General features: G+C 63.1%; 13 protein-coding genes. 11 read left to right on the forward strand and 2 right to left on the reverse strand.

Going from position 1 to position 14,859, the window contains the following annotated elements; genetic code table 11:
• Window positions 1–38 precede the first annotated feature (38 nt).
• From J5M73_RS25425 to J5M73_RS25440, 4 genes are read left to right on the forward strand one after another with little or no spacing between them, the layout of a single operon-like run.
• Window positions 39–1,673: a halogenase gene (locus J5M73_RS25425; RefSeq protein ID WP_102863361.1), complete on the forward strand. Its 1,635-nt coding sequence runs from the start codon at window positions 39–41 to the stop codon at window positions 1,671–1,673.
• Window position 1,674: 1 nt separating this feature from the next.
• Window positions 1,675–2,817 carry an L-prolyl-[peptidyl-carrier protein] dehydrogenase gene (gene pltE / locus J5M73_RS25430; RefSeq protein ID WP_102863362.1) on the forward strand — a complete coding sequence of 381 codons (1,143 nt, stop codon included), beginning with the start codon at window positions 1,675–1,677 and terminating at the stop codon, window positions 2,815–2,817.
• The gene (gene pltF / locus J5M73_RS25435) at window positions 2,814–4,310 is read left to right on the forward strand and encodes an L-proline--[L-prolyl-carrier protein] ligase (protein WP_115580179.1); all 1,497 of its coding nucleotides are present in this window, start codon (window positions 2,814–2,816) and stop codon (window positions 4,308–4,310) included. The genes pltE and pltF overlap by 4 nt, the downstream gene beginning before the upstream one ends.
• Before the next feature lie 3 nt (window positions 4,311–4,313).
• Window positions 4,314–5,096 carry an alpha/beta fold hydrolase gene (locus tag J5M73_RS25440; protein WP_102863364.1) on the forward strand — a complete coding sequence of 261 codons (783 nt, stop codon included), beginning with the start codon at window positions 4,314–4,316 and terminating at the stop codon, window positions 5,094–5,096.
• Between the two features lie 5 nt (window positions 5,097–5,101).
• Here J5M73_RS25440 and J5M73_RS25445 read toward each other — a convergent pair whose 3' ends face one another.
• Window positions 5,102–5,737: a TetR/AcrR family transcriptional regulator gene (locus J5M73_RS25445; protein ID WP_180988573.1), complete on the reverse strand. Its 636-nt coding sequence runs from the start codon at window positions 5,735–5,737 to the stop codon at window positions 5,102–5,104.
• A gap of 111 nt (window positions 5,738–5,848) precedes the next feature.
• Here J5M73_RS25445 and J5M73_RS25450 point away from each other — a divergent pair, with 111 nt between their 5' ends.
• The 7 genes from J5M73_RS25450 to J5M73_RS25480 all read left to right on the forward strand — a co-directional run bounded on the left by J5M73_RS25450 (window position 5,849) and on the right by J5M73_RS25480 (window position 13,602).
• Window positions 5,849–6,862, forward strand: coding sequence for an HlyD family efflux transporter periplasmic adaptor subunit (locus J5M73_RS25450; RefSeq protein ID WP_207816354.1), 1,014 nt, complete (start codon window positions 5,849–5,851; stop codon window positions 6,860–6,862).
• Window positions 6,859–8,628, forward strand: a complete 1,770-nt coding sequence (locus tag J5M73_RS25455; RefSeq protein ID WP_207816356.1) for an ATP-binding cassette domain-containing protein — start codon at window positions 6,859–6,861, stop codon at window positions 8,626–8,628. Before J5M73_RS25450 ends, J5M73_RS25455 begins: the two co-directional genes overlap by 4 nt.
• Before the next feature lie 3 nt (window positions 8,629–8,631).
• Window positions 8,632–9,780 (forward strand): ABC transporter permease, encoded by a 1,149-nt coding sequence (locus J5M73_RS25460; protein WP_102863368.1) that lies wholly within the window; start codon window positions 8,632–8,634, stop codon window positions 9,778–9,780.
• A gap of 4 nt (window positions 9,781–9,784) precedes the next feature.
• Window positions 9,785–10,903, forward strand: coding sequence for an ABC transporter permease (locus J5M73_RS25465; RefSeq protein WP_102863369.1), 1,119 nt, complete (start codon window positions 9,785–9,787; stop codon window positions 10,901–10,903).
• Between the two features lie 11 nt (window positions 10,904–10,914).
• Window positions 10,915–12,411, forward strand: a complete 1,497-nt coding sequence (locus tag J5M73_RS25470) for an efflux transporter outer membrane subunit (RefSeq protein ID WP_102863370.1) — start codon at window positions 10,915–10,917, stop codon at window positions 12,409–12,411.
• A gap of 65 nt (window positions 12,412–12,476) precedes the next feature.
• The gene (locus tag J5M73_RS25475; protein WP_102863371.1) at window positions 12,477–13,082 is read left to right on the forward strand and encodes a LysE family transporter; all 606 of its coding nucleotides are present in this window, start codon (window positions 12,477–12,479) and stop codon (window positions 13,080–13,082) included.
• Window positions 13,083–13,212: 130 nt separating this feature from the next.
• The gene (locus J5M73_RS25480; protein ID WP_240322008.1) at window positions 13,213–13,602 is read left to right on the forward strand and encodes a hypothetical protein; all 390 of its coding nucleotides are present in this window, start codon (window positions 13,213–13,215) and stop codon (window positions 13,600–13,602) included.
• Window positions 13,603–13,803: 201 nt separating this feature from the next.
• Here the strand turns inward: J5M73_RS25480 and J5M73_RS25485 are convergent, their stop codons facing one another.
• The gene (locus J5M73_RS25485; protein WP_102863373.1) at window positions 13,804–14,802 is read right to left on the reverse strand and encodes an NADP-dependent oxidoreductase; all 999 of its coding nucleotides are present in this window, start codon (window positions 14,800–14,802) and stop codon (window positions 13,804–13,806) included.
• Window positions 14,803–14,859: the final 57 nt, after the last annotated feature.

Raw genomic sequence — 14,859 nt, forward strand, 5'->3', positions numbered from 1 at the left:
AGTGCAACCCAGACCCATGATCTGTGATTGAGGTGGTTATGAACGATGTGCAGTCTGGCAAGGCGCCAGAGCATTACGACATTCTCTTGGCGGGCAACAGCATCAGCGTGATCATGCTCGCCGCCTGCCTGGCCCGGAACAAGGTCCGGGTCGGTTTGTTGCGCAACCGGCAGATGCCCCCCGACCTTACCGGTGAGGCGACGATTCCCTATACCTCGATGATTTTCGAGCTGATTGCCGACCGCTATGGCGTGCCGGAAATAAAGAACATCGCCCGCACCCGGGATATCCAGCACAAGGTGATGCCGTCTTCCGGGGTCAAGAAGAACCTCGGGTTCATCTATCACCAGCGCAGCCGGGCGGTGGACCTGGGCCAGGCGCTGCAATTCAACGTGCCTTCCGAGCATGGCGAGAACCATCTGTTCAGGCCCGACATCGACGCCTACCTGCTGGCGGCGGCCATCGGTTATGGCGCGCAGCTGGTGGAGATCGACAACAGCCCCGAGGTGCTGGTCGAGGACAGCGGGGTCAAGGTAGCTACGGCGCTGGGACGCTGGGTCACTGCCGATTTCATGGTCGATGGCAGCCAGGGTGGCCAGGTGCTGGCGCGGCAGGCGGGCCTGGTCAGCCAGCCTTCGACGCAGAAGACCCGGACCCTGGAATTCTCCACTCATATGCTCGGGGTGGTGCCGTTCGATGAGTGCGTGCAGGGCGATTTTCCCGGCCAGTGGCATGGCGGAACTCTGCATCACGTGTTCGATGGGGGCTGGGTGGGGGTCATCCCGTTCAACAACCACCAGCACTCGCACAACCCTTTGGTCAGCGTGCTGGTTTCACTGCGTGAGGACCTCTGCCCGAGCATGGACGGCGATCAGGTCCTGGCCGGCCTGATCGAGCTGTACCCCGGCCTGGGGCGACACCTGTCCGGCGCCCGGCGGGTACGCGAGTGGGCGCTGCGCCAGCCGCCCCGGCAGGTCTATCGCACGGCGCTCGAACGCCGCTGCCTGATGTTCGATGAGGGCGCCGCGAGCAACGATCTGTTGTTCTCGCGCAAGCTGTCCAATGCTGCGGAACTGGTTCTGGCCCTGGGGCACCGGTTGATCAAGGCGGCGCACAGCGGTGACTACCGCAGCCCGGCCCTGAATGATTTTGTCCTGATCCAGGACAGCATCATCAGCTTGAGTGACCGGATCGCCTCAGCGGCCTATGTGTCGTTTCGCGACCCCGAACTGTGGAATGCCTTCGCCCGTGTCTGGCTGCTGCAGTCGATTGCCGCCACCATCACCGCGCGCAAGATCAACGATGCCTTTGCCAAGGACCTGGACCCGCGAGTGTTCGATGAAATCGACCAGCTCGCAGAGGACGGTTTCTGGATGCCTCTGTATCAGGGGTACAAGGATATTCTCAACACTACGCTGGGCCTTTGTGATGACGTCAAAAGCGCCAATGTCTCAGCTGCGCAGGCGGCGAGCAGCATCTTTACGGAGCTTGCCAACGCCAGTTTTGTGCCGCCTATTTTTGATTTTGCTAATCCTCACGCTCGTGTCTATCAACTGACCACCTTGAGAAAGCTCAAGGCGCTCTGGTGGGGCCTGATGCAGGTGCCCTCAGAGGTCGGACGGCTGATTTTCTATCGATCCTTCAGAAAACCTTCCCTGCGCAAGGAGAGTTGAAATGGACTTCAACTACGACGATACCCAGAAAAAACATGCGGCCATGATCGCCCAGGTGTGTGCCGAGCAACTGGCGGCCTGTGGCAATGAACACTCGCGGTATTTCACCGCCCGGCAATGGGCGATCTGCGGCGAGGCCGGGTTGCTGGGGCTGTCGATTCCCCGGGAATACGGTGGCCAGGGCCTGGGTGCACTGTCGACGGCCATTGCCATGCACGCCTTTGGCCTGGGTTGCACCGACATGGGCCTGGTGTTCGCGGCGGCGGCCCACCAGTTTGCCTGTGCGATGCCGATCGTCGAGTTCGCAACACCGGAAACCAAACGCGATGTGTTACCCAAACTCGCCAGCGGTGAATTCATCGGCTCCAACGCGATCACCGAACCCGAGGCCGGCTCCGACTCCAGCAATTTGAAGAGCCGTGCCTGGCCCCAGGCCGATGGCAGCTATCGCCTTGACGGCCACAAGAGCTTTGCCGGCAATGCGCCGATTGCCGACATCTTCGTGACCTATGCCACCACCCAGCCCGAGTACGGTGCCCTGGGCGTCAGCGGTTTTATCGTCCACCGCAGCACTGCGGGGCTCAGGGTCAGTGAGCCCCTGGACAAGGTATGCCTGAGAAGCTGCCCTGCGGGTGAAGTGTTCTTTGACGATTGTGTGGTTCCTGAGGTCAACCGCCTGGGTGAGGAGGGGCAGGGCCGGCAGGTGTTCCAGAGTTCCATGGGCTGGGAACGTGCCTGCCTGTTCGCAGCGTTCCTGGGGATGATGGAGCGGCAACTGGAACAGGCCATCGAGCATGCGCGCACCCGGCGCCAGTTTGGCAAGCCGATTGGCGACAACCAGGCGGTTTCGCACCGTATCGCGCAAATGAAGCTGCGCCTGGAGTCGGCGCGGTTGCTGCTGTTCCGGGCGTGCTGGGGCATGGACCAGGGCGATCCGGGGCAGCTCAACATTGCCCTGTCGAAACTGGCCATCAGTGAGGGGGCGCTGGCATCGAGCATCGATGCGGTGAGGATTTTCGGCGGCCGGGGCTGCCTGGAGTCTTTCGGGATCGAGGCGATGCTGCGCGATTCCATCGGCACTACGATCTTTTCCGGCACCAGCGACATGCAGCACGAGATCATTGCCCGGGAGCTGAAGCTATGAAGCTGCTCCATGAACGGATGATGCACAGCCTTGCCCGCTACCCGCGGCAGACGGCGGTGGTGGATGAGCAGGATGCCTTGAGCTACGAGGCACTGGAGCTCAGGACCCGGGAATTCGTGGCAATGCTCTGTGCCCTGGGGGTCGGGCAGGGGCAGCGGATCCTGCTCTGGGCGCACAAGTCGGTGGACCTGGTGGCGGTCATGCAGGCGGCCCTGCGGCTGGGGGTGGTGTATGTGCCGGTGGACCCTCTGAGCCCGGTGTCGCGCCTGGAAAAGATCGCCGGGGATTCCCAGGCCGTGCTGGTTCTCTGCACCGCGGCACGCCTGGAAGAACTCGCCGGCTCCGCGCTTGCCCAGGTGCGCAGCGTGGTCCTGGACGACCCGGCCAGCGCCGGCTACTGGCGCAACATCGATACCGGCTCCAGCCTCGTGCCGACGCTGGACATCCAGCCGGACGATCTGGCCTACATCCTCTACACCTCCGGTTCCACCGGCGTGCCCAAAGGGGTTGCGCTCAGCCACGGCAATGCCCTGGCCTTCGTCGACTGGGCGTGCGAGCGCTATTGCTTCCAGCCTGGCGAGCGGTTCGCCAACCATGCTCCCCTGCATTTCGACCTGTCGGTCCTGGACATCTACTGCGCGCTCAATGTGGGCGCGACGGTGTGCCTGGTTCCCGAGTCGATCGCGTTCTCGCCGCGGCTGCTGACCGACTTCATCCGCCAGCACGAAATCAGCATCTGGTACTCGGTGCCCTCGGTACTCATGATGATGATGCAAGACGGCGACTTGCTCAGCGATATCCAGGACACCCTGCGGGTGCTGCTGTTCGCCGGCGAGCCTTTTCCGATCAAGCACCTGCGTGACCTGCGCGCGGCCTATGCCGATGTGCGTCTGGCCAATCTCTTCGGCCCCACGGAAACCAATGTGTGCACCGCATTCGAGGTCGGCGCCATCGATCCCGAGCGCGTGCTCCCGGTGCCCATCGGCACGGCCGCCTCCGGCAACCAGGTGTGGGCGCAAAAGCCTGACGGCAGCCGCTGCGCAGTGGGTGAAGAAGGTGAGCTGGTGGTGCAGGGGCCTACGGTCATGCTGGGCTATTTCGCCAAGCCGGCTCAGGAGGGGCCCTACAAGACCGGCGATATGGTCAGGCAGCGGCCTGACGGCAACTACGAATACCTGGGGCGTCGTGACGACATGCTCAAGGTGCGTGGCAACCGGATCGAGCGCGGGGAAGTCGAAGCCGCGCTGCTGGCCCATCCCCAGGTCAGCGAGGCCGCCGTGCTGGTGGTCGGGGAGGGGATGAACGCGCAGTTGTGGGGCGTGCTGGTCGCTCACACCCGGGACGCTCTTTCGCTGATCGACCTCAAGCGCCACTGCGCCCAGCGCCTGCCTCGCTACATGATCATCGACAAGGTGCTGTGCCTGGACGCACTGCCACGCAACGCCAATGGCAAGGTCGATCGCTTCGCCCTGGCCAGGCAGGTGGAGGGCTGAGCCATGGGAACTCCATCACGCGTGGCCAAGGACGCCTGGTTTCCCTATGCCAGCCGGCCGCGGGGCAAGATGCGCTTGTTCACCTTTCCCTATGCCGGGAGCGGGGCCTCGGTCTTTCATCGCTGGTTCCTGCCCCTGTACGACCAGGTCGACCTGTATGCCTTGCAGCTGCCGGGCCGCGAGGGTCGCAGCCAGGAGGCCTGCTACAGCGACATGCAGGCGGCGGCCAATGACGTGGCCGACTGCCTGGAGCAGTTTGGTGATGACGTCCCCTGCTGTTTCTTCGGCCACAGCATGGGCGCCTTGCTGGCCTTTGCGGTCGCCGGAGTGCTGCAGGAGCGGCGGTTGCCAATGCCGCAGCAACTGATGCTCTCGGGCATGATTGCGCCCCATGTGCGGCAACGGGTAGCACCGCTGCACCAGCTGCCGGCAGAGCAGGCCATCGCCGCGCTGCAGGCCATGGGGGGCGTGCCGGCGGTGGTGCTGGCCGAGGAGGACCTGATGCAGATGTACCTGCCCATCATTCAGGCCGACATACAAATGGTCTACTCCTACGCCGGTGCCCAGCCGCAGCCGCTGGACACCCGCATGATCTGCCTGAGCGGCGCCCAGGACCTGATTGCGCCGCCTGCGCAGATGCAGCAGTGGCGGCGCTACACCCTGGGCGGCTTCGAGCAGTTCGTGTTTGCCGGTGGCCATTTCTTTCTTGACGCCCAGGTCATGTCGCGGGTCAAAACTGTGCTGGGCAGCGCCCTGCACAATCAGCCTGGCAGTCTGGCGGTGTGAGCCGACTATTGGGCAATGGCCGCGAGGCCGGACCTGGCGAACAGCTTGAAGTGGGCTTTCAGGGCGTTGGCGTCGTGTTGCAGGACGGCTTGCAGCGGGCTGGGCTGCTGGCGATCTATCACCGCCAGCATCAGGCAGGGCGCGATGATGCTGATGGTGCAACGCGCCAGCGCCGGGTCACCGATCGGAAAGCCGGTGATCTCGCTGATGAGCGCTTCCAGCAGACGGAATTTGGGCATCACTTCTTCTTGCACAAGGCTGGTGAAATGGACAGTGGGCGCCAGTATTTCCCGTGCACAGACTTTGCTTTGCCAGCTCTGCTCATCGAGCACCCGGGTGACGATGGCATCGATGAAGCTATCGAGCTTGATCAGCGCCGGCTCTTCGCTTTGCGCCAGCTGCGACAGGGCTTCGAAGCTCACCAGCTGCTTGTGTCCCTCGATCAGCACTGCCTTGTACAGGGCTTCCCGGCTACCGAAGTGGTAGTTGATGGCGGCGAGGTCGGCGCCGGCTTCTTCACAGATGAGCTTGCTCGCGGTGTTGGCATAGCCATGCTGGGCAAACAGGCGGGCAGCCACATCGAGAATGCGGATTTTAGTGTGTTCGCCGTCGCTTCTGCTGGTTCTGCGTCGCGTGTTCATGATGTTCCTCGTGGTCTGAGCGGGGGGTTGCTTCATGGCCAGTATCTGTTATTTTCTAATTTAAATTCAAATTGAATTTTAATTAGGCCTTGGCAAACAAAGGACTCATGGATGAAGAAGCAGTTGATTGTAGGGGTTGCCGTACTGCTGGTGGCCACAGCGGGTGTTTCCTGGTTTCTCCTTCGCCCCGAGAAGCAGAACGACCACATCAAGCTCCATGGCAACGTCGACATTCGCCAGGTGTCCCTGGCGTTCGACGGCAGTGAGCGAATCGCCGCGCTGTATGCCGAAGAGGGCGACCTGGTGCAGCCAGGCCAGGTCCTGGCGGAACTCGACACACGCACACTGCGCCTGGAAATAAATCGCTCCAAGGCCAGGATCGGCGCCCAGGAACAGGCGCTGCTGCGCTTGAAAAATGGCACACGGCCTCAAGAGGTCGAGCAGGCCAAGGCACGTTTTGATGCCGCCCAGGCGCAAATGCAGCTGGCTCAACTGCACATGCAGCGCCTGCGCAGGATCGCGGACGACACCCAGGGCAAGGGCGTCAGCCAGCAACGCCTGGACCAGGCAGCCGCCCGCTTGCAAGTGGCCAAGGCCCAGTCGCAGGAGCAGCGCGAATCCTGGACCCTGGCCAAGATCGGCCCACGCAATGAAGACATCGCCCAGGCCACGGCCGACCTGCAAGCCTCCAGGGCCGACCTGGACCTGCTGGAACATTACCTGGCGCGCGCTCAGCTCAAGGCGCCGACCCAGGCCCGGATCCGCACGCGCTTGCTGGAGCCGGGGGATATGGCCTCGCCGCAGCGCCCGGTGTTTGCCCTGGCCCTGACCGACCCCAAGTGGGTACGGGCCTATGTCAACGAACGTCAGTTGGGCCACATACGTGCGGACCAGAGGGCGCGGGTCTACACCGACAGCTTTCCTGACCAGGCCATCGACGGCAAAGTCGGCTACATCTCCTCGGTTGCCGAATTCACCCCCAAGTCGGTGGAAACGGAAGACCTGCGCACCAGCCTGGTCTACGAGATCCGGGTGCTGGTCAAGGACCCTGACGATCGCCTGCGGCTCGGTATGCCGGCGACCGTCTACCTTGACCAGGCACCGGTGGCCGGGGCCACGCCATGAGTGCGCCAGCGGTAACGGTTCAGGCTGTTGAACTGGTCAAGCGCTTTCGCAGTGGAACGCGAGAGCAGTTGGCTCTGGAGCAGGTTTCTCTGGAGGTGCCCAGTGGCAAGTTGAGTGCCCTGGTGGGGCCGGACGGGGCCGGAAAAACCACCCTGTTGCGGATGATTGCCGGCTTGCTCAAGGCCGACGAAGGGCTGTTGAAGGTGCTGGGGCTGGACGTCGCCGCAGATCCGCAGCAGGTGCAGGACCTCATCAGCTACATGCCGCAGAAGTTCGGCCTGTACGAAGACCTGACGATCCAGGAAAACCTCGAACTCTATGCCGACCTGCATGGCGTGCGCGCCCAGCAGCGCGAGGAGCGCTTTTCCCGCTTGCTGCAGATGATGGACCTGACGCGTTTTCGCGACCGGCTGGCCGGACAGCTCTCCGGCGGCATGAAACAGAAACTGGGGCTGGCCTGTACCCTGGTCCGTTCACCGCAACTGTTGCTGCTGGACGAGCCCACCGTGGGGGTGGATCCGCTGTCGCGGCGGGAACTGTGGAGCATCATCGAACAACTGATCGAGCAGGAAAACCTCACGGTGCTGATCAGCACTGCCTACATGGACGAGGCGCAGCGTTGCGCCCAGGTCTTTGTGCTGTACCAGGGGCGGCTGATCGCCCAGGGGCCACCGGCGCAGTTGTGCCATCTGGCGCAGGGCCTGTGCTATGGCGTCGGCCCCGAGGCCGGCACCCCGGCCAGGCTGTTGCAGGCGCGCTTGCTTGACGACAATGAACACATCATCGATGCCGTGCCCGAAGGCGGCATGGTTCGCTTTATCCGCAGCGCCCAGGTGCCTCTGCAGGCCATTCCATCCCTGGCTGGCCAGGCCTCTCCCCAGGCGCTGGAGGCCCGCCTCGAAGATGGCTTCATGGTGTTGCTCCGGCAGCAGGTTGGCAGCGTTGCAAGCCTGGACGAGCCGGCGCAGGTGCCCGCCAGCGACGGCCAGGGCGACGTTGCCTCTGGGCGTGCGGTGGTCATCGAGGTCCGCGACCTGGTGCGCAAGTTCGGGGACTTCACCGCGGTTGCCAGCACCTCGTTCGAGGTGTTGAAGGGCGAGATATTCGGCTTGTTGGGCCCCAACGGAGCCGGCAAGACCACCACGTTTCGCATGCTTTGCGGTTTGCTTCCCGCCTCCAGCGGGCACCTTGAGGTGGCTGGCGTCAACCTGCGTACCGCACGGGCGGCGGCGCGGCGCAAGATCGGCTACGTCTCGCAGAAGTTCGCCCTGTACGCGAACCTGTCGGCCCTGGAGAACCTGCGCTTCTTCGGCGGCGCCTATGGCCTGCACGGCGCGAAGCTGAAAGCGCGGGTGGCGTTGATGCTCGAACAGTTCGACCTCGACGAACACAAGCACCTGCGCAGCGGCGAGCTGCCCGGTGGCTACAAGCAGCGCCTGGCCATGGCGGTCGCGCTGCTGCACGAGCCGCAGATCCTGTTTCTCGACGAACCCACCAGTGGTATCGACCCCTTGGCCCGCCGGGCGTTCTGGCGCCGTATCACCGCCCTGGCGCAAAGCGGCACGACGATCGTGATCACCACCCACTTCATGGAAGAGGCCGAGTACTGCGACCGTATCGTCATCCAGGATGCCGGACGGCTGCTGGCCCTGGGCACTCCGGAACAGGTACGCCACCAGGGCAGCGAGTCGCTTGCCGACATGAACAGCGCCTTCATTGCCGTGGTCGAGCGTGCTCGGGCCCAGGCCAGCGCCCCGGTGCAGTGAGGAATGACCATGACTGACTCCAATCGATCCGCCTCAGGGTTCAGGCGCAGGCTCATTGCGCTCACCCGAAAGGAGTTGCGCCAATTGATGCGCGACAAGAGCAACCTGGCGATAGGCATTGTCCTGCCCATCGTACTGATCCTGATATTTGGCTACGGCCTGTCCCTGGACATTCGCAACACGCCGCTGGCCGTGGTCCTGGAAGACAGCTCCCCCAGCGCCCGCAGCGTGGTGGCGAAGCTTGCGAGTTCGGACTACTTCTCGGTGGTCCAGGTGACCAGCATGGCCGAGGCCCAAGCACTGATGGACAAGCGTCGGGTCGACGGCATCGTTCGCGTGCCGGCGGATTTTTCCAGGCGCCTCGAACAGCAGGATGCGCGCTTGCAATTGCTCCTGCATGGCGCCGATGCCAACAGCGCGGCGACCCTTGGACGCTATGTCAGGGGCGCGCTGAACGTCTGGCAACAGCAGCAGTTCGACCGCTCCGGGCAGCCCCAGTCGGCCGGTCGGGTGCTGGTCGTCGAACGCATGTGGTTCAACGCCGCCAACAGCAGTACCTGGTACCTGGTGCCCGGGCTCATTGCCCTGATCATGACCCTGGTGGGTGCCTTCCTGACCTCTCTGGTACTGGCCCGGGAGTGGGAGCGGGGCACGCTCGAATCACTGTTCGTCACCCCGGTCAGGTCGATCGAAATACTCCTGGCCAAGATCATTCCCTATTTCCTGGTGGGCCTGCTGGGCCTGGTGATGTGCCTGGTTTCGGCGCGGCTGCTGTTCGAGGTGCCGATCCAGGGGTCGCTGGTGCTCCTGCTGCTGAGCTCCATGCTCTACCTGCTGGTCACCCTGGGCATTGGCCTGCTGATTTCAGCGAAGACACGCAACCAGTTCCTGGCCAGCCAGATCGCGATCATCTTCAGCTTCCTGCCGGCGCTGATGCTCTCGGGGTTCCTCTTCGATCTGCGCAATGTGCCGACGTTCATCCGCGTGGTGGGCTCGATCCTGCCGGCGACTTATTTCATGGAACTGGTCAAGACCCTGTTCCTGGCTGGCAACAACTGGCCATTGATCGCCAAGAACCTCGCAATCCTCGCGGCCTACGCCGTGTTCCTGTTGAACGCTGCACGCCTGTGCACCCGCAAGAAGCTGGATTGAAGCCATGGACAAGCTAATGAATTTCCTAAGCGAGTTGCTGTTCCTGTTTCAGAAGGAGTTCCTGGCCATCGTCAAGGACCCGGCCAACCGGGTGATCCTGATTGCCCCGGCGATCGTCCAGTCATTGCTGTTCGGCTACGGCGCCACCTACGACCTGAACTACGTGCCTTATGCCGTGCTGGATCAGAGCCAGGGGCGCGCTTCGACAGAGCTTTTGGCCCGCTTCGATGCCTCCGGGGTGTTTGCCCGAGTGTCGACCCTGACCAGCGTCGATGAGATCGCCCCGGTGATCGACCGGGGCAGTGCCTTGCTGGTGCTGCATATCGCCGCAGACTTCGACGAGCGCCTGAGCCGGCATGAAAACGCCGGCTTGCAGTTGATCCTGGATGGTCGCAACTCGACGACCGCGGGAATGGCGGCCGGGCATATCGCCAACCTGGTGGCTGACTTCAACCAGCAGTTCCTGGCGGTGGACAACGCGCCGATCCGCCTGGAGACCCGTGCCTGGTTCAACCCCAACCTGCAAACCCGCTGGAACATAGTGCCGGGCCTGATCGCCGCGCTGAGCATGATCCAGACCCTGATGCTGGCGGCGTTGTCGGTAGCCAGGGAGCGCGAGCAGGGCACCTTCGACCAGTTGCTGGTGACTCCGCTGACGCCTTTCGTGATCTTGCTGGGCAAGGCACTGCCGTCGGTACTGATCGGTCTTTTGCAGTCCAGCCTGATCCTCCTCATCGGCCTGTTCTGGTTCAAGATCCCCATGATCGGCTCCGTGCTGGACCTGTACCTGGGGCTGTTCGTCTTCACCAGCGCCTGCGTGGGCATCGGACTGTCGATCTCGGCGCTGTCGGCCAACATGCAGCAGGCCATGGTGTACACCTTCGTGCTGATGATGCCGCTGATCCTGCTCTCCGGCCTGATCACCCCGGTGCACAGCATGCCCGAGGCCCTGCAACTGCTGACCTATCTCGATCCGCTGCGCTTTGCCATCGACCTGGTCAGGAGGATCTACCTGGAGGGGGCAACGCTGGCGGATGTGTCCTGGAACCTGGTGCCCATGTTTGCCGTTGCGCTGGTGACCCTGCCGCTGGCTGCGTGGCTGTTTCGCAATCGATTGGTGTGATAAGGAACGTCATGAAAACTACTCACTCTGGATACCTGCGTAATGGGCTGACGCTGGCCATGCTGCTGGCCATCACCGCCTGCACCGTCGGGCCCGATTTCAAGGCGCCGGCAGTACCTAGCCCGGAACGCTGGACGGATTGGCACAGTGGCCCGCCAGCCTCTTCGGTGCCGGGCAAAGCCCCGGCGACCACCTCGCAAATCGCAGACGGCAACTGGTGGCAGGTGTTTGGCGACCCGGTGCTGGACCAGCTGCAGGCCCAGGTGCGCGCAGGCAGCCCGGACCTGCACACGGCCTTGCTGCGGTTTGCCCAGGTGCGGTTGCAACGCCAGATAGTCGCTTCCCTGGAAACGCCCGAAGTGTCCTTTTCCGCGGCGGCTTCGCGAAACCGGCAAAGCCGCTACGCGCCGAACAATCGAATGCTTGAAGCCTTGGGCAGCGACAGTGATGCCCTGGAAAAGGTGCTTACCGACCCTTATAGCCTGTACCAGGCCGGGTTCGACGTTTCATGGGAGCTGGATCTCTGGGGGCGGGTGTCACGCCTGGGTGAAGCCGCCCAGGCCGAGGTCGATGGTGCGGCCGCGACCCTGGACGACGTGTTGCTCAGTGTCTCCAGCGAGCTGGCGCGAAACTACTTCGAAGTGCGTACCGCACAGCGCCAGACCCGTCTTCTGGAGCAGGAGGCACAGATCCTGGCCGCGCACCTGCAAGTGGTTGCCGTCCAGGCCCGGGAGGGCGAGGAAGACGGGTTCGCGGTGGAACGCCAAGAGGCACGGCTGGCCTCGCTGCATGCACAGATACCGGGTTGGAAGGCGCTGCACACCCAGGCGGGCAACCGTATTGCGCTGTTGCTGGGGGAGCATCCCGGAGCCCTGGAAACCTTGCTCGCGGAGCGGCCTGATAATGCCTTGAGCCGCCCGCTGCCCAACCTGCAGTTGGGCCTGCCTGGCGACCTGGCCCGGGAGCGTCCGGACATCCGCGCGGCCCAGGCCCGCTTGCACCGGGCGACGGCGGGCATCGGAGTGGCCGAGGCCGAACTGTACCCGAGCGTGATGCTGGGGGCCGACTTCGGCTTCGAATCCTACAAGAGCGGCCAGTTTGCCGACTGGAGCAGCCGCACCTGGTCGGTAGGGCCGCGCCTGGACCTGCCGCTGTTCGACCGTGGGCGGCGCAGCAAGACCGTGATCCTGCGCACACTCGAACAGCAAGAGGCGGCCGTGGCATTTCACCGGACCGTACTGGCAGCCTGGCAGGAAGTGGACGATGCCATGAGCCGCTATCACAACGAATACCAGCGTGCCGCGCACCTCAAGGACAGCTATGACAGCAAGGCCCGCACCTATGAGTGGACCCGCGTCCGGTACGCGGCCGGGGAGGCCAGCTACCTGGAGGAACTGGAAGCGCAGCGCACCGTGCTGGAGGCGCAGCGCGACCTGGTCAATAGCGACAGTCAACTGCGTACTCACCTGATCAGTATTTACAAATCCATGGGTAGGCATTCCACCTGAGCCCCTGAAACGCTGCCTCTGGCAGCACTCCCCACAGACCCACTTTCCTAACGGAATAGGAAGCCATGCAAATGGATGACCTCTACAAGATCGCGCTTTTTTCGTCCCTGATACTGGTAGTGCCGGGGCCCTCAAACACCTTGCTGCTGGCCTCGGGCTTCAAGTTCGGCGTGTTGCGCTCGCTGCCACTGGTGTTGATCGAAATGCTCGGCTACACCGTTTCGATCTGCACTTGGGGCTGGGGGCTTGTGCTGCTGTCCCACGACTACCCGTGGCTGATCCACCTGATCAAGCTGCTGTGCGCCTTGTACATCGCGGCGCTGGCCTTGAAGACCTGGAAGACTTCCACCACCGGAGCCCAGCACACCGAGCGCTTTGAGAGCTGGCCACGGCACCTGTTGATTGCCACCTTGCTCAACCCCAAGGGGCTGATCTTCGCCAGTGTGATCTTCCCGGCCAGCTCATTCGCCAGCCTGGGAGGATTCCTGCCGTCATTAAGCGCTTTCTTCCTGGCACTGGCGCCAATAGCCTTGCTCTGGGTCTCGCTGGGGGCGGGCATTCGAGCCGAATACCTGGGGCGGGTTTCTGGACCGCTGTTTTCCCGGGGCACCGCCGTCGTTCTGGCGCTGTTTTCCGCCACCCTCACTTACACCGTGGTTCGTGCGGTGTAGGTGTTCTTGCCGCGGCTTTCAGCGCCCAGGCTTGCCGGTCCTCTTCGGTGGCCTTGATCCGATGAACAGGGCGTCTGGCGGATGCTAATCTGCGCCTCCCGGACAAACGGTGGGCCAGTGAATGCAGAGGATGTTGAGTGAAGCCGAGCTTCACAAGGTGCTGGAAGCGATCGAAAGCGACTCCTGCCATGACTTGAATCGTCTGTATGACGGGGTGCAGATAGACCGGTGCGCTCTTTTCAATCAAGTCGCCATGGCGGTGGCCCGGCTCTTTATCGAGGGGCGGCGCGACTTTCATTACGGCGATGCGGTCATGAATACCTTGTTCAGTGACATTGTTGATCTGTCCTTGAACGCTGACATGCCCGAGCCGGCCTTTTCCATCTACCTCGCGTTTGATGCCGGAGAGTATCGTCACCCGGGGGATGGGCAGGATGAGTTGCCTTGGGAAAAGTGGACGCGGCCGGCGCTTGAACGGATTCTGCGCGAAGCCGATGAGGGGGCGTCTGCCGAGGTCTAGCCGGCCTGGGTGACGACCGGAACCCGGGCGAACTCACGCGGTTTCGCTACGGCTCCAGCATCAAGCGGCGCCAAAGAATCGGCGGCGCAACAGCACCCGCCGGCTCTTGCGGTGCAGGTTTGTCCGGCGCCTGCGCTGGCGTTGCCTCGTCGGGTTCAGGGGCTGTCGTCGATTCAGTCGGGTCATCGGTAGGCGCTGTGGTCATTTGATCTTGATCACCACCTTGCCCTTGGCTCGTCCCTGCTCGACGTACTGCAAGGCCTCTGCCGTCGATTCGAAACTGAAGCTGCGGTCAACCACAGGCTTGATGATGCCGGCCTCGATCAGCGCGGTGATCTGTTGCAGCTGGGCGCCATCGGCCCGCATGAACACAAAGGCGTAGCGGACGTCCCGCTGGCGCGCCTTGCGCCGGATACCGAAGCTCAAGAGGCGCATGACCTGCTGCAACGGCCAGGCCAGCCCTTGCTCCTGGGCGAATTGCACCGTGGGTGGCCCGGAGATGGAAATCAGCTGGCCGCCGGGCTTGAGGACCTTGAGGGATTTCTCCAGCACATCGGCACCGAGGCTGTTCAACACCAGGTCGTAGCCATGCAAGAGGCTTTCGAAATTCTGCTGCTTGTAGTCGATCACCTGATCGGCGCCCAGGGCTTTGACCCATTCGACATTCCCCGTGCTGGTGGTGGTCGCGACAAAGGCGCCGAGGTGCTTGGCAAGTTGGATGGCCAGGGTGCCGACGCCGCCTGAGCCTGCATGGATCAGCACTTTCTGGCCTTTTTTCAGTTGCGCGGTTTCCACCAGCGCTTGCCAGGCAGTCAGGGCCACCAGGGGAATGGACGCGGCTTGCGCCATGTCGATGTTGGCCGGCTTGAGAGCGACCGCGTCCTGATGCACGGCGATCGATTGGGCAAAGGTGCCGATCCGCGTTTGCGGCGGGCGAGCATAAACGGCATCGCCGGGTTTGAAACGCCGCACTTGCGGGCCGACTTCGACCACGACCCCTGCCAGGTCATTGCCCAATATCAGCGGCAATTTATAAGGCAGGATCAGCTTGAATTCGCCCTGGCGGATTTTCGAATCCAGCAGGTTGACGCTGCTGGCATGAACCTCGATCAATACATCGTGGGGCCCCACCTCGGGCGTGGGGACTTCGCTCAGGCGTCCGCTGTTCTTGCCGTAGCGATCAATTGAAAATGCCTTCATGGGTGTGCGGCTCTGTTGGGTTGGCGTCAGTAGGGGGCTGTTGCGGTTGCGGCCAGG

The sequence above is a fragment of the Pseudomonas sp. 50_B genome, assembly GCF_017491625.1.
GTDB classification, from domain to species: Bacteria; Pseudomonadota; Gammaproteobacteria; order Pseudomonadales; family Pseudomonadaceae; genus Aquipseudomonas; species Aquipseudomonas danubii.

Excerpts from the sequence above, each read along its gene's own strand:
- J5M73_RS25460 (WP_102863368.1), top strand. The coding sequence starts at position 8,632 with ATGACCATGACTGACTCCAATCGATCCGCCTCAGGGTTCAGGCGCAGG.
- J5M73_RS25480 (WP_240322008.1), top strand. The coding sequence starts at position 13,213 with ATGTTGAGTGAAGCCGAGCTTCACAAGGTGCTGGAAGCGATCGAAAGC.
- J5M73_RS25455 (WP_207816356.1), top strand. The coding sequence starts at position 6,859 with ATGAGTGCGCCAGCGGTAACGGTTCAGGCTGTTGAACTGGTCAAGCGC.
- J5M73_RS25440 (WP_102863364.1), top strand. The coding sequence starts at position 4,314 with ATGGGAACTCCATCACGCGTGGCCAAGGACGCCTGGTTTCCCTATGCC.
- J5M73_RS25445 (WP_180988573.1), bottom strand. The coding sequence starts at position 5,737 with ATGAACACGCGACGCAGAACCAGCAGAAGCGACGGCGAACACACTAAA.
- J5M73_RS25485 (WP_102863373.1), bottom strand. The coding sequence starts at position 14,802 with ATGAAGGCATTTTCAATTGATCGCTACGGCAAGAACAGCGGACGCCTG.
- J5M73_RS25465 (WP_102863369.1), top strand. The coding sequence starts at position 9,785 with ATGGACAAGCTAATGAATTTCCTAAGCGAGTTGCTGTTCCTGTTTCAG.
- J5M73_RS25470 (WP_102863370.1), top strand. The coding sequence starts at position 10,915 with ATGAAAACTACTCACTCTGGATACCTGCGTAATGGGCTGACGCTGGCC.
- J5M73_RS25450 (WP_207816354.1), top strand. The coding sequence starts at position 5,849 with ATGAAGAAGCAGTTGATTGTAGGGGTTGCCGTACTGCTGGTGGCCACA.
- pltF (WP_115580179.1), top strand. The coding sequence starts at position 2,814 with ATGAAGCTGCTCCATGAACGGATGATGCACAGCCTTGCCCGCTACCCG.
- J5M73_RS25475 (WP_102863371.1), top strand. The coding sequence starts at position 12,477 with ATGCAAATGGATGACCTCTACAAGATCGCGCTTTTTTCGTCCCTGATA.
- J5M73_RS25425 (WP_102863361.1), top strand. The coding sequence starts at position 39 with ATGAACGATGTGCAGTCTGGCAAGGCGCCAGAGCATTACGACATTCTC.
- pltE (WP_102863362.1), top strand. The coding sequence starts at position 1,675 with ATGGACTTCAACTACGACGATACCCAGAAAAAACATGCGGCCATGATC.